6 protein-coding genes are annotated in these 14,895 nt (G+C 72.0%); 1 reads left to right on the top strand and 5 read right to left on the bottom strand.

The genetic code is table 11. The annotated features are described in order from the left end of the window. Positions 1 to 169: 169 nt before the first annotated feature. Positions 170 to 3,640: a thrombospondin type 3 repeat-containing protein gene (locus WMF46_RS19515; RefSeq protein ID WP_437986986.1), complete on the bottom strand. Its 3,471-nt coding sequence runs from the start codon at positions 3,638 to 3,640 to the stop codon at positions 170 to 172. A 273-nt stretch (positions 3,641 to 3,913) separates the two neighbouring features. On the opposite strand from WMF46_RS19515, the gene WMF46_RS19510 reads away from it, so the two are divergent. Further along, positions 3,914 to 7,585 carry a Kelch repeat-containing protein gene (locus WMF46_RS19510; RefSeq protein ID WP_437986985.1) on the top strand — a complete coding sequence of 1,224 codons (3,672 nt, stop codon included), beginning with the start codon at positions 3,914 to 3,916 and terminating at the stop codon, positions 7,583 to 7,585. A gap of 208 nt (positions 7,586 to 7,793) precedes the next feature. Here the strand turns inward: WMF46_RS19510 and WMF46_RS19505 are convergent, their stop codons facing one another. The 4 genes from WMF46_RS19505 to WMF46_RS19490 all read right to left on the bottom strand — a co-directional run bounded on the left by WMF46_RS19505 (position 7,794) and on the right by WMF46_RS19490 (position 14,833). Beyond that, complete coding sequence (locus WMF46_RS19505; protein WP_437986984.1) at positions 7,794 to 9,692, bottom strand: PEGA domain-containing protein; 1,899 nt, start codon at positions 9,690 to 9,692, stop codon at positions 7,794 to 7,796. Positions 9,693 to 9,728: 36 nt separating this feature from the next. Beyond that, the gene (locus WMF46_RS19500; protein ID WP_437986983.1) at positions 9,729 to 11,531 is read right to left on the bottom strand and encodes a serine/threonine protein kinase; all 1,803 of its coding nucleotides are present in this window, start codon (positions 11,529 to 11,531) and stop codon (positions 9,729 to 9,731) included. A gap of 547 nt (positions 11,532 to 12,078) precedes the next feature. Further along, positions 12,079 to 12,885, bottom strand: a complete 807-nt coding sequence (locus WMF46_RS19495; protein WP_437986982.1) for a hypothetical protein — start codon at positions 12,883 to 12,885, stop codon at positions 12,079 to 12,081. A gap of 676 nt (positions 12,886 to 13,561) precedes the next feature. Then, positions 13,562 to 14,833, bottom strand: coding sequence for an SUMF1/EgtB/PvdO family nonheme iron enzyme (locus WMF46_RS19490; protein WP_437986981.1), 1,272 nt, complete (start codon positions 14,831 to 14,833; stop codon positions 13,562 to 13,564). Between the last annotated feature and the right edge of the window lie 62 nt (positions 14,834 to 14,895).

Genomic DNA, 14,895 nt, shown 5'->3' with positions numbered 1-14,895 from the left:
ACTTTCGTGCGCCTCGCTCGCCTGCCTGGCGGCTGAGCCCGTATCACACGAATCTGCACCTTGCTATCCAAGATTGACGGTATCGGACGGCTGCGCCGACGAGGAGCCGCCGCGCTCGCCGGGTGTAGCTCTCAGGTGATCGTCAGAGCCCAGTTTCCGCGGCGTGGAATCATGCTGCCCGTCGCGGTTGCAGCCGGCCTCGCCGCCGGAGCACGGCGGCGAGGATCAGCAGCATCCCCCACGCCTCCCGGGGCATCGGCGCACGTCCCATGCGGCAATCGCAGCCGCCTTGGAAATCCGGCGACGCCGCGCCGCCGCTGGTCGCGGTCGTCGTCGCGGCCTCACCGCCGGCGCCGCCCATGCCGCCAGCGCCGCCCGTCCCGCCGGCCCCTCCGCCGCCGCCGCTGCCGGTCGGATCCGGCGGCTCGCAGGCGTCACCCTGGCCGTCCTTGTCGGTGTCGGTCTGCTCGGGGTTCGCCACGCTCGGGCAGTTGTCGGTATCGGTCACCACCCCGTCGCCGTCGGGATCGCAGGCATCGCCGAGATCATCGCCGTTCGCGTCTTCCTGCCCGGCGTTCGCCAGGCTCGGGCAGTTGTCGCAGACGTCGCCGTCGCGGTCGCCGTCGGCGTCTGCCTGATCGGCATTCACGATCTGCGGGCAATTGTCGTCCGCGTCGGGTATCGAGTCGCCGTCGGCGTCGTCATCGCAGGGATCGCCGAGGCCGTCGCCGTCGATGTCGGCCTGCGGCTCGCCCGGCGCAGGCGGCGGGTTCGCCGCGAAATCGCAGTTATCGTCCTCGTTCGTCACCCCGTCGACGTCCGGATCGCCGTCTGGATCGCACGCGTCGCCGGTCCCGTCGCCGTCGGCGTCTTGCTGCCCGGCGTTCGCCAGGCTCGGGCAGTTGTCGTCGACGTCGAGCGTGCCGTCGTTGTCCGAGTCGCCGTCGCACACGTCGCCCTTGCCGTCGCCGTCGGTGTCGACCTGCGGCTCGCCCGGCGCGGGCGGCGGGTTCTCCATGAGGCGGCAGTTGTCGTCGCCGTCGAGCACGCCATCGTCGTCCGAGTCGGTGTCCCGGTAGTCCGGGGTCCCATCGCCGTCTGTGTCGGTCGCCGGCGTGTTCAGCAGAGCATCCCCGGCCTCTTCGGAATCGAACACCTCGTCGCCGTCGCTGTCGGGGTCCACGGCGTCGATGAACGCGTCATCGTCGGTGTTGTTGGTCGGATCGGCAGGATTGTCGCGGTTCAACACCTCCTCGAAGTCGCCGATGGTGTCGCCGTCGGAGTCGACGCTCGTCGGGTCGGTCCGGAGCGCCGCCTCCTCTGCATCCGTGAGGAGGTCGTTGTCGTCGTCGTCGTCGCAGACGTCCCCGTCGCTATCGCCGTCGGTATCGAGCTGGTTGGTGTTGATGTCGTATCCGCAGTTGTCATCTGCGTCGAGGACGCGGTCGTTGTCGTCGTCATCGTCGCACTCGTCACCGAGCGCGTCTTCGGGCCCGTTCTTCGGGTTGTTCTCCTGCCCCGGGTTCGGGGTGGTGCGGCAGTTGTCGCCGCCGTCCGGCACCCCGTCCGCGTCGTCGTCGTTGTCGCACGCGTCGCCCAGCGCGTCGCCGCCCGCGAGGCTCTGGTCGGTGTTGATCTGCGTGCTGTTCGGCGCGAACTGGCAGTTGTCGGCGGCGTCGAGCACGCCGTCGGCGTCGTCGTCGTTGTCGCACGCGTCGCCCAGCGCATCGCCGCTCGCAAGGTTCAGATCCGTGTTGGCCTGGGCGCTGTTCGGCGTCGTGATGCAGTTGTCGTTCACGTCGGGCACGCCGTCGGCGTCGTCGTCGTCATCGCAGGCGTCGCCGAACCCGTCGCCGTCGGTCAGGTCCTCGTCCGTGTTCGTCTGATCCACGTTGCGCTGGAGCGGACAGTTGTCGGTGGCGTCGGGCACGCCGTCGGCGTCGTCGTCGTTGTCGCACGCGTCGCCCAGCGTGTCGCCGCCGGGCAGGTTCCGGTCCGTGTTGCGCTGGCTCGTGTTCGGCTCGGTCGGGCAGTTGTCGGCGGCGTCGAGCACGCCGTCGGCGTCGTCGTCGTCATCGCAGGCGTCGCCCTCCGTGTCGCCGGTGGCAGCGTCGGTGTTCGTCTGGTTCGCGTTCGCCGTGGTCGGGCAGTTGTCGCACGCGTCACCTATCCGATCCCCATCGCTGTCGTCCTGCTCGCTCGTCCCGCTCGGCGTGTTCGGTGTCGCGGGGCAATTGTCGCAGACGTTGCCGACCCCATCGTGGTCATCGTCGATCTGGCCGGCGTTGGCGACGCTGGCGCAGTTGTCGCAGGCGTTGCCGAGGCCGTCGCCGTCGCTGTCGACCTGGGTCGTGTTGGCGACCTCGGGGCAGTTGTCGCACGCATTGCCGACGCGGTCTCCGTCGCCGTCGGCCTGGTTCGCGGTGATGAGGCGCGGGCAGTTGTCGCAATCGTCGCCGAAGCCGTCGCCGTCGGTGTCGACCTGGGTCAGGGTCGCGACGTACGGGCAGAGGTCGCACGCGTTTCCGAAGGCGTCGCCGTCCTCGTTCTGCTGGTCGTTCGCGCGGTCCATGCAGTTGTCGCACGCATCGCCGACCCCATCGAGGTCGCTGTCCGACTGGCTCGGGTTCGACGTGGCAGGGCAGTTGTCGCACGCGTTGCCGAACGCGTCGCTGTCCCCGTTCGCCTGGTTCTCGTTCGCGCGGTTCTGGCAGTTGTCGCAGGCGTTGCCGACCCCATCGCCATCCGTGTCCTCCTGGAGGCCGTTGGGCGTGCCAGAGCAGTTGTCGCACGTGTCACCGACCCCGTCGTCATCGCCGTCCGCCTGGTTCTCGTTCGCGCGGTTCTGGCAGTTGTCGCAGGCGTTGCCGATCGTATCGCCGTCGGTGTCCGCCTGGTTGTTGTTGGCCATGTCAGGACAGTTGTCGCAGACGTCGCCGAAGAGGTCGCCGTCAGGGTTGTGCTGATCGGTGTTCGGTGCGTTTGCGCAGTTGTCGCAGTCGTCTCCGACGCCATCGTTGTCCCTGTCCCGCTGATCGTTGTTGTGTGCAGTGGGGCAGTTGTCGCAGGCGTCGCCGTAGTTGTCGCCATCGGCATTGGCCTGGTTGGCGTTCGAGACGTTGAGACAGTTGTCGTTGAAGTCGGTGTCGCCATCCGCGTCGTTGTCGGTCTCGCAGATGTTCCCCCGCCCGTCGCGATCGCTGTCGAGCTGATCCTCGTTGCGATCTCCATCGCAGTTGTCGCAGACATCCGGAACGCCATCGCCATCGCCGTCGAAGTTCGGATCCGCGGCCATGGGCGTGGGAATCGTCGGACACTTGTCTGTGGTGTCCGCTATCCCATCGCCGTCGTCGTCGAGATCCGCGTCGTCCGCGATGCCGTCGTTGTCGTCGTCATCGTCGCAAGCGTCGCCCTGACCGTCGCCGTCGCCGTCGTACTGGCTCCGGTTGCTGACCCCAGGGCAGTTGTCGACGCCGTTCGCCACCTCGTCGTTGTCCGTGTCCCACAGCGCCGCGCTCGCCGGCCGGGGCGCGAGCGCCACGAGCGCGAGCAGGCCCGCGAGCAGCGGCAAGATCCCGCGTCGCGCAGCGCCGGCGTGCGCGAGGTTGCGGGACATCCAGGGCAAGGCGGGGAAAGTCATCGCGGCTCCTCCAGACAGATCGCGCCGTACGCGACAGCGCCCCCGTAAGCCTACCCAGTTTCGCCCGCCTCCTGGGGAGGTTTTCCTCGGCCGCGCGCTCGATCGCGCGGCGATCGCCCGCCTCCACGTCCCCGTGTCGGAGGCCACGTCGGAGGAGCCCCCCGCCTCTTTCGACGCGCCGCCTCACTTGTTCGGCGGCGGGCCGCCTTCTGTTAGGATGGCCCAGATCCGCCCTCTCACGTCGCGCGCGCCGCGCCGACCACGGAACGACCCTTGCGAAACCACCGCGTGCTGCGACTCGGCTTCAGGCTGCGAACGGCTGCGCTGCTCTCTGCGTGCGCCATTCTCCCCCAGGTCCTCGGCTGCTCCGACGAGGGCGCCTCGCGCCGCTCCCCTCCGCCCGGCCCCGGGTCGCCTCAGGCGGCGCCGCCCGGAGCGCGCGCCCGCATCGCCGCGATCCGCGCGCGCTTCGCCGACGCCATCACCTCCAGCCCCGCCAAGATCGTCGCGGCGACTCCGGCCGGCGCCCTGCGCGTGGCGGCCCCGGAGGCCGCCGCGGCGTCCGTCGAGCTCCCGGCGCGCGCCGCCGGTCCGGTGCGCCTCGCCGATGGCGCGTCCCGCGTCTCGATCGCCTTCTCCCTCGTCGACGCCGTCGACGTGCCTGCGGCGGTCGACAGCGGCCTCGTCCTCTACGCAGGCGCGCTGCGCGCCGAAGGCGGCGGCGCCCGCGACGTCGTGCACCGCGTCCTCCCGAACGGCACCGAGGACTTCGTCGTCTTCGAGCAGGAGCCCGCGCGCAAGGAGCTCCGCTACCGGGTCGACGTCACCGCAGTCTCGGGCCTCCGCCTCGTGGAGCGCACGCTCGAGTTCCTCGACGCCGGCGGCTCGCCCCGCCTGCGCGTCGCGCCCCCCTACCTCGTCGACGCGACCGGCGCGCGCGTTCCGGCCTCGCTCTCCGTCGAGGGCTGCGCCGTCGACACGAGCCCTCGCGCCCCGTGGGGCCGGCCGGTCACGCCGCCGGGCGCGCCGGCGTGCACGGTGATCGTCGGATGGCAGCCCGCCGGCGTTCGGTACCCGGCGCTCGTCGACCCGCAGTGGATCGCCACGACGAACCAGATGATCACGCCGCGCGCCCGTCACACGGCCACCGTGATCGACCCGGCGAACCCTGCGAGCCCCGTGCTCTTCGCGGGCGGGTTCGACGCGTCCGGGGGCGCGCTCGCGACGGCGGAGCTGTACTTCCCGCTCGACCGCACGTTCGCGAGCACCGACGCGATGGACGTCGCGCGCGGCGCCCACACCGCCACGGCCGTCACGAAGCTCGCCCCGGCCGCGCCGTCGGATCCTGCGCCTCCGCCGCCGGCGGTCGTCGTCGTGGGCGGCAGCAGCCAGCGCACCAGCGGCACGCCGGTCGTTGCCGTCGAGGTCTACAACCCGGCCACCGGCCAGTTCGTCAGGGACGCTGGGGCCTCTCTGGGCCGGTTCAATCACTCGGCCACCCTCCTCGATCCAGGCGTGGTCCTGGTCGCAGGCGGCCTCGCGGATCCGCTCAACCAGCCCACGAGCACCGCTTCCCTCTACACCTTCAGCGCCTTCGGACCGAACGGCGGCGCGCCCGTCACGAGCACGCTCGCCTCCGTGGGCAGCATGGCGACCTCGCGCCACGCCCACACGGCGGTCCGCCTGAAGACGGGGAACGTGCTCGTCGCAGGCGGCTTCGTCCTCTCGGGCGCGGCGCTCACCTCGGCGGAGATCTTCCACGAGGACGAGGGCGTCTTCCGGCCGATCTCCGTCCTCTCGCCCTCCGCGACCCCGATGACGGCGCAGATGAGCGCCCTCCGCGGCTTCCACACGGCGACGCTCATCGACCGTACGGAGGCGCTGGGCGGCCATGCGGCGACGCCGCTCGATTCAGGCGAGGTGATCCTCGTCGGAGGCACCACCCGGGTCTCCGGTGGCGCCTACGTCCGCACCCTCGACATCTACCACGACGGCGTGGCCAATCCGACGAAGCGGGGCTTCGAGCTCCAGCCGACGCCGATCTCCATGGCGAACGCGCGCGCTTACCACACGGCGAGCCTGCTGCCGACCGGCGACGTCCTCATCGCCGGCGGGTTCGACGGCACGACCTCGCTCTCGAGCGCCGCCATCTACGATCCGCTGACCAGGAAGTTCAGCGCCCTCACCCTGCCGGCCGGCTCGCTTGCACAGGAGGCTCGTCGGGAGCACGCCGCCGTCGTCGTCAACGCCGGCACCGACCGCGTCGCAGGCCGGGCGGTGCTCGTCGCGGGCGGCATCGGGGCCACGAGCGCGCAGCCGCTCGCCAGCGCGCAGCTGCTGATCAAGGCGAACGGCGAGGCGTGCGTGCACGATCAGGAGTGTGCTTCAGGGCATTGCTCCGATACGGAGAACGTCTGCTGCAACGAGGCGTGCGATCAGGAGTGCTTCTCGTGCACGGCGTCGGGCAAGGGGACGGGCAGCGATGGCACGTGTGGTCCTGCGAAGCCCGACACGGAGCTCCCGGTCGTCTGCGTCAACCAGATCGAAGTGCACAACCGCTGCGATGGCCAGGGGCGCGCGCTGGCCCATGAATCCACGAAGGACTGCAAGCCGGGCCGCTGCGGCAGCAACAACAGGTGCATCCTCTATTGCCTGGACGACTGCGGTTGCGACGAGAGCGGTTGGTGTGACGTCGGCGTCGGCGATCCGGACGCCTGCGGTGAGGCCGGCGGCGCCGGAGGTGCATCGTCCGGAACGGGTGGTGGTGGTGGCGCGGGCGGCGCGTCCGCCGGCGCGGGTGCAGGCGGCGCAGGCGGCGCATCCACCGGAACGGGTGGCGCGGGCGCAGGCGGCGCATCCGCCGGAACGGGTGGCGCGGGCGGTGCGTCCGCCGGAACGGGTGGCGCGGGCGCAGGCGGCGCAGCCGCTGGATCGGGTGGCGCGGGTGCCGGCGGTGTAGGCGGCGCGTCCGCTGGATCCGGTGGCGCCGGTGCCAGCGGCGCCTCCGTTGGATCGGGTGGCGCGGGTGCCGGCGGCGCAGCCGCTGGAGGCAGCGGAGGTGCGGGTGGCGCAGGCGGAGCGTCCGCGGGATCGGGTGGCGCGCCGCCCGGGTCGGGTCTGTGTCTCGATCGACTCGCCAACGGCGCCGAGTGCACGCGTGATCGCCAGTGCGTCTCGGGCCATTGCGTCGACGGTTTCTGCTGCGATTTCCGGTGCGATGGCCAGTGTCAGGCATGCGACGTGGTGAACAACGTCGGCAGGTGCACGAACGTCGGGACGCCTGTCGACCACGAGTCGCCGCACCCCAACGAGGGCGGCACCTTCCAGCGTGAGGCCTGCCCCGGTGAGGGCGCGTGTGCCGGTTACTGCGGCGGCGCCACCGACGCCAAGTGCATGTTCCCTGTGGAAGGGGCGGTCGCGAAGACCTTCACGTGCTCCTGCCCGGACGAGGGCTGCATCGTGGGTCCCGCGACGCTCACGCGCTTCTTCTGCGCAGGAGACGGCCGCGAGAACGAGCCGGTGGTCGAGCGCTGCGGCGGGTTCAAGTGCGCGGACAAGACGGCCTGCAAGACCTCCTGCGCCTCCGACGACGACTGCATCCAGGACTTCGTCTGCCTCGACGGCGTCTGCGCCGACCTCGAGGAGATCGGACCGAGCTGCGACGGCGAGCACACGCTCCGATCCCCGGGCGTCGACACCGACTGCACCCCGTACAGCTGCCCGCCGGGCGGCAGCGCCTGCGCCTCACCGTGCAGATCGGTGGCCGACTGCGTCGATGGCATGGTGTGCAACCTCGCGAACCAGTGCGTCCCGCAGATCGATCCGTCGGAGGTCCCGTCCTGCTCCTGCAGCGTCGTCGGCGCCCCCGCCGAGCGCACTGCCGCAGGCCTCTCCGTCCTCGTCGGCGTCGCCGCGGCGCTGGCCGCCCTTCGCCGCCGGCGCTAGAGCGGCGGTCACCCGCTTCGGATACGGGCCCACCTCGGCGTTTTCGGTGCTCAGCGCACCGGAGTGCGCTTGCGCGCCGAAAACGCCGATCTGGGCCCGTCTCCTGTGCGGGAGACCGCCGCTCTGCTCGGCATGGTGCTGAGGGGGCGGAAGATCGCGACGCACGCAACGCCGCGGGGCCGCGCACCGGCGCATCGGCGCGGTGTCGTCAGAACTGGTAACGCAGGCTCGCCCCGGGCGAGAACATCAGGACGAAATCACCCATGAGCGACTCTGGCTCGTAGGTGCCGATCCCGTCCGTCGAGGCGGACAGCTCGATCGTCCTGTCCCACTTCGGCTTGCTGAGGCCGATCAGCAGCAGCAGCTTCAGGCTGCCGGACACCTCCCACCGCTCTCCGAGCCGCAGGCCGAGGCGCACCTCAGGATCCGCGTAGAAGTAGGTCGCCGAGGCGAAATCGACCACCGGGAACGTGTTGAACCACTCCCCGCCGGTCGTCCTGAACCTGCCGGTCCGCTCGTCGCGAACCTCGCCGACGAGCACCCCCGCGCCCAGCCGGAGCAGGGCCGGGAAGCGCTCGCCGATGTCGAAGTGGTACCCGAACGTCGCGCCGGCCAGGAAGCCGCCCAGGCGGAGCGTGTCGCTCGCCGTACCGTCGAGCGGATCCCGGTAGCCGACCGGCCTGAGCGTCGCCGAGCGCTCGTCGAGCTGCTGCGCCGCGAACAGGCCGCCGAGCTCGATCCCGACGCCGATCCCCGAGCCGAGCTCGTAACCGCCGTGGATCATGCCGAGCCCGCCGAGGCCGAGCGAGGTGGAGCAACCCGAGTTGCAGCCGTCCGTGATCTCGCCGCCCAGCGTCGGCGCCAGCAGGAACGACGCGCTCACGTCGAGCGTGATCTTCGGCGGCTTGCGCCAGATATCGGCGTCCTCGTCGCGCTCGAGCCCCATGTCGAGGCTCTGGCGCTGGCCCTTCTGCAGGGTCACCGTGCGCGTCCCGGTGACGAAGCCGTCGGCCTTCACCTCGACCCGGTGCGTGCCGGCCTTGAGCCGGCCGAGCCAGACGCCGTTGCCCACGTTGACCGAGTTGATCCACACGCTCGCGCCGGGCGGCGTGGGGTCGACCCGCAACGACGCGTCGAGATCCTCGGCGAGCAGCGACAGCGTCGTGAGCTCCTGCGGCTTCACGGGCGCCGCCGTCGGCTGCGTCCCGAGCTTCCCCGCGCCGCGCAGCGCCACCATGTGATCGCCGACCGACAGCGCGCCGATCCACGGGGTCTGCCCCACGACGACGTTGTCGACGAGCACGTCGACCGTCTTGCCGGCGCGCTCCACCACGCGCAGCCGGCCGGAGCGGGTCAGCCTGCGGAGCTTCGCGTTCACCGTGGCGGTCTGCCCACCGGCGACGTCGACGCGCGTCTCCACCGGCTCGTAGCCCTCCTTGAAGACGCGGATGACGTGCGCGCCCGCCGCCACGCGGATCGGCTTGACGGGCGGGTACTGCCCGCGCTCCTCGCCGCTCACCACGATGGACGCCCCGGGCTCCGCGTTCGTGATGTCGAGCGTCCCAACGAGCGCCCGCAGCTCGGCGATCTCCCGCTGCGCGGCCGCGCGCTCGGCGGCCGACATGGTGAAATCGCGGAGGAAGGTCTCGAACATCTCGAGCGCCTCGTCGTAGCGCTGGAGCTTGCGCAGCGCGATCGCGGCGTTGTTCGTGGCCACGCGCGTCGGGAAGAGCTTGCGCGAGAGGAGGAACTCCGCGAGCGCAGGGCCCCACGCCTCCTCGCGCAGCAGCGTGAGCCCCTTCTCGAAGTGGAGCCGCGCCACCTGCCGGTCCGTCTCGGAGACGGGCGCCTCCTCGACCGGCACCGCAGCCCCGGTGGCCGGCGCTGCGCCTTCCCTGGCGGGCGTGCCGGCTTCCACGGCGGGCGCGGCGCCCTCCTTGACCGGCGTGGCGGCGTCCGTGACCGGCGGCGCCGGCTGCGCGAGCGCCGGTCCGGCGGCGACCGCGACCGCGACCGCGGCCGAGAGCGCGCGCAGCCGCGGCGCTGCGCGGGGACGCCGCGCGAGGGAGAGAAGATGAGAGCCGCCGCGCCGCGTACGCAGATCCATTCGATCGAGCACCGTACTCAGCCTGTCGCTCCGCTGCTACTTTCCGAACTCGTCGGTGTTGTCGATGATCCCCTTGGGGGTCGTGGGCGCGGGCGGCGCCGTCGCCGGCGCGGCCGTGGCGCTCTTCGCCGACGTCGCAGGACCGCCCTTCCCCGACGTCGGCGTGAGCTCGACCTTCGGCGGCAACGCGCCGGTGTCGGTCACCACGACGTCGGCCATCGCCTCGCCGCCCCCCTTCTTGAAGACGCGCACCCTGTGCACGCTCCCGGGCGGCCCGGTGATATCGAGGATCCCGTTGCGCGTCGTCACGCGCTTGCCTTCCACCTCGACCGAGGCGTCGGCGGGCAGGATGACGACCTGAACGCGCTTCGGCTGCGGCTCGACCGCCGCGACCACCTCCGGCGTCGTCGGCGTCGCGGCCGGCGACGGCGTCGGGGCGGTCGACGTCGGCGTGGCCGCCGCAGGCGGGAGCGTCTCGACGGTCGCCTTCGCCTCCGGCTGCACGACCGGCTCCGACGACGGCCGGCTGATGAAGTAAACGCCGGCCGCGATGACCGCGGCGGCGAGCGCGGCGCCGGCCACCACCGGCACCCGCGGCACGCCGGGCTGCGTGCCGCGGTGCGACTGCGTGAGCGCCCCCGTCGTCGCAGCGCCAGCGTGGTTGGTGGCCGGAATGATCGCCGCCGGCGGCCCGCTCTGGAGCGGGGGAGGCGCGAACGACGAGTAGCCTCCGCGGTGCTCCTGCGGGACCGCGGGATACCCACCGCTCTGGTTCGCCGGCGCGGTCGCTGCGTACACACCGCCATGATTCGCCGGCGAGATCGCGGGGTACCCGCCGCTCTGGTTCGCCGGCGAGGCCGCTGCGTACGCGCCGCTCTGGTTCGCGGGCGGCGCGTTCATCGCGAGCCGCGGCGCGGACTGCCGGTGCACGGCCTCCGGCAGCGGCACGAGCATGCTCTCGTGGATGCCCCAGCCGTACGGAAGGAGCGGCCGGATGGCGCCGAACATCTCCTGCGCGCTCTGGTAGCGCTGCCCGGGGGCCTGCAGGAGGCATCGATGCACGATCGCCGCGATCTCGGGCGCCACCCACGGGGCGAAATCCTGCACCTGCGGCGGAGGATCCGAGCAGATCGCGATGATCAGCTCACCGAGCGCGGTGATGTGATGGTACGGCGTCCGCCCGGTCAGCAGCTGGTAGAGCACGGCGCCGAGCGACCAGAGGTCGGTGCGGTGGTCGATCTCCTTCTGGCCGCGCGCCTGCTCGGGCGACATGTAGAGCGGCGAGCCGATCAGGTTCCCGGTGCGCGTCAGATCGGCGCTCTCGGTCTCGTTCGCCCGGTCCATCTTCACCTTGGCGATCCCGAAATCGAGCAGCTTGACGAGGATCTCGCCGGCGTCGCGGCGCGCGAGGAACAGGTTGTGCGGCTTGATGTCGCGGTGGACGACGCTCGCCTCGTGCGCCTTCTGGAGCCCGATGCACGACTGCGCGACGATGCGCAGCGCGAGGTCGGGCGCGAGCGGGCCGACCCGCTTGATGAGCTCGTGGACGTCCTCGCCCGCGAGGAACTCCATCGCGAGGAACGGCAGGTTCGAGCCGCGATCGACGCCGGCGTCGAGCACCTGCGTGATGTGCTGTGTGTCGATCGCGCCTGCCGCGCGCGCCTCGCGCTGGAAGCGGCTCACGACCTTCGGGTCGCGGGTGAGATCCGCCGAGCTGATCACCTTCACGGCGCAGCGTCGGCCGGTCCCCGTGTGCTCGGCCTCGTAGACCGAGCCCATGGCGCCCTCGCCGAGGAGCTTGCGAATCTGATATTTGCCGTCGATGATCGTGCCGATCACAGCGTTAGCGCCACTCTAAGGGATCGCTCGCGGCGTAGCAACGCCCGTGAAGGCGGCACATGCCGCCGGCGCGGACTCGCTGGACTCAGGTGTAATTCCGCGCGATTCGCGCAATTTCGCGGGCCGCGCCGCGCTCCCGCGGCGCAGCGCGTCTCACCTCACCATCATCGCCGGCCATCCCGCGCGGGCCGCGGGGGCACGGCCGCGTGGCGCCGTCCCCCCTGCGTCCGCGACCCGCGCTGGCGGCGACGACCTCACCTCACATGGGTCGCCCCCGCCGGCGCGGGCCCAGCCTCTGCCGTTGCAGCCGTTCGAGCGCTGCCGTCACGTCCCTGCCGTCCGCTGGCCGCCGAGGTGGTCAGCATGAGGCGGCGCTGGCGGAACTTGCGCGGGAGAGCGGCGACGATGGGCCGACCCGAGATCGGCCATCGAGCGCGATCGACTCACGCGCTCCCGTGGCGGCCGGTGCGCGGCGCCGGGCTTGTTGCCTCCGAGCCCCGCGCCCTCTCCGCGGCCGGCGCGAGCGGCCGAGGCCCGAGGCCCGTAGTTACCAGATGCCGCAGCCCGGCCTGAACCCGGCGTTGCCGCCGCAGCCTCCCGTGAACCCGGCGTTGCCGCCGCAGCCTCCCGTGAACCCGGCGTTGCCGCCGCAGCCTCCCGTGAACCCGGCGTTGCCGCCGCAGCCTCCCGTGAACCCGGCGTTGCCGCCGCAGCCTCCCGTGAACCCGCCATTGCAGGGGCCCTGGAACCCGCCACCGCAGGGGCCGGCCGAGAACCCGCCGTTGAGCGGGCCGCCGATGCCCGCCGGATTGCAAGGGTTGCAGGGCCGGTGGCAGCAGGGGTTGCACGGAAAGCAGTCGGGAGCGAACACGTTGTTGCACGTGGTGCAACTCGTGATGATCGCGGCAGGCACGCCGAAGCCGCCGAAGCCGCCGAAGCCACCGAACGGCATGCCGCCGAACGGCATACCGCCCACTCCCGGCACGCCGCCCACGGGCCCCTGCCCGACCGGCCCCTGCCCGACCGGCCCCTGGCCGACAGGCCCCTGCCCCATCTGGCCGATCGGCGCTTGCAGGCCGGGGTCCGCCGGTCCCTGCACGCCGACCGGCCCCTGGCCGAGGTCCATGGGACCCTGCGCGCCGATCGGCCCGCCCTTGCCACCGTACGGCTCCTGATACCCACCCCTCGCCGACGCGCCGGCCTCGAGCGCCTCGGTGGTCGAATCGACCTGCTCGACCTCGTCGATGCTGGCCTCGTCGAGATCCGCGTCGTTCACCGCGTCAACGGCGCACCCCGTGCCCAGCGCCGCCATCACCACCGCGAGCCCCAGCACCTTGCCATGAATCGAGAGCATGTGTTGTCCTCCTCAATATCCCGTGATGGCCGGAAGGTCCGAGCCACCCTGGGCTCATCGAAGAGCAGGCTGTGTGCCTCAGCCCTCGTGTGCAGACACTGCCGCTGCGAGCTCGTGTCACCAGCCCTGACGCGTCCGCAAAAAGGCATTCTCTGGATCGACGCCGGCCTTGGTTTTCCGTGTTCTCAACGCGGAGACCGGCGGGACGGCCCCCGATCGGAGGGCCTATCGCCCGCGGGCCGCGCGCCCCATGCTGGAGATGACGAACTCAACGCCTCGGCGGCAGGCGCCGCGCGCCGCGCGCAACGCCTCTCTCGCGGGCTTTCGAGCAGAGCCCCTGCGCTCCCGCCCGCACCGCGGCCGTCGTGAACGAGAGCCGTCGAGGCCCGAACGAGGCCCGCTGGCGACGGCGCGCGGCGCCTCCCCGCCGCTCGTCTGACCGGGCCGCAACCCGCGCACGACGTCGGACCCTCTGCGCCTGACGTGCTCAGGCTGCGCCGTTTGTGCCCCAACGGAGGCACGACACGAATCGATCGCCTCGGGCCGTAATCGTCTGCCTCCGCCACCGCAACTTCGCGGCGGGCGCTCGGAACGAGCCGCGTCAGCGAGATCCTGCGCCCATGGACCACCCAATGCGCGCACGTGGGCTCATGTGGTCAAATCTATGTGGATGAATTCACCTGGCGCCCTGGTGGTCGACGCCCCCGTCTCGCTCGGCGCCGTCCGCCGGCGTGATGTCCTTGCAGCAGCGGAATCCAAGGTGGTAGTTCGCGTGGCTGCCCCTGCTCATGAGGCGCGTCGCGTGCCAGTCGGGGGCGCGAAAGCGGCAGTCGTCGGCGTGGACCTCCATCGACGAGAACGCGAACCAGCTGCCCTTCATCTCGGTGAAGCCCCGATCGCCGTGCCGCGCGAGCTCCTCGGGCAGGATGGGCAGGCTCATGTGCTCGGCCACGTTGCCGTGCAGATCGAAGACACCGAGGCTGCTCCGGCATGCGGGGAACGCGCCGGCCGGATACGTGTTGGAGCCGCAGCGGTCCCACCCGCCGCCTGGACAGCCCGGCGTGCGGGAGCTCCCCGTCCCGCAGAGCGCGTGGTTCTTCGCGGGGCCGTAGCTCCACACCTTCTCGCGCAGGAGGTTGTGGTGCCAGCTCGCCTCGTTCCGGGGGCGCGCCCACTCGTACTCGACGTCCGGATCGCGGAGGGCGCCGGCGCACGCCCCCTCCCACTCGTGCGCGTCGCAGATCCGTTTCCCGACCGCCCTGCACAGGAGCGCCGCCTCGCGGGCCCGGACGTGCACGACGGGGTACTCGCAGGGCACGTTCGGGAACTCGAGCTGATCGATGCACGCGGGGGCGTCCGCCGCGGTCTGACCGCGCGTGGGATCGAAGAGCGGCACCATCCCCGGCGCGCCGCAGGCCGGCTCGCGCGCCGGCTCGACGCCCGAGAGCGCTCGAGTGCGACGGCACTCGGATCGTGACATCGGGTGCCGCGTCAGCGCGGGGTTGCCCTGGCCGAGCACCGTCGACGCCGCGAAGATCGCCTCGACCTGCCGCATCGCCTCGTCGGGGAGCGCGAGCTCGCGCCGCATCCGCGCGAACAGCCGGAGGCGCTGCTCTTCCAGCGTGCCGGGCTCGGCGTCCTCGTCATCCGCCGTGAGCGTCACGCGCTCTGGTGGCGCCGTCGGCGCGCGCTCCGGCAGCGCGCTCGCCACGAGCGGCGCCGCGCTGCGCGCCGCCGTCGCGGGCGCCCCGGTCCACACGGCCACGGCCGCGCTTGTCCACACGGCCGCCCCCGCGCCGGCGGCGCCCGCGGCGACGAGGGCCGCGGCCCTGCCACGCCGGCGCGCAGGCGCCGCGCGCGGGCCGGTCGAGAGCGCCGGCGGCGGGTCGCTCGGCGCGGGTGATCGCAGGGCGCAGGCCGGCTCTATCGGCGTCTCGGTGCAGGACATCAGCGCGCGAGCTCGCGCTTACTGCTACGAGCATCCATCGATTCCGGCAACTTTCAGGGCGC

Origin of the sequence: Sorangium sp. So ce117, from assembly GCF_051524395.1 — a bacterium.
GTDB classification, from domain to species: Bacteria; Myxococcota_A; Polyangia; order Polyangiales; family Polyangiaceae; genus Sorangium; species Sorangium cellulosum_B.
The sequence above is the reverse complement of the archived record's forward strand: the minus strand, read 5'-3'. Positions and strand labels throughout refer to the sequence as shown.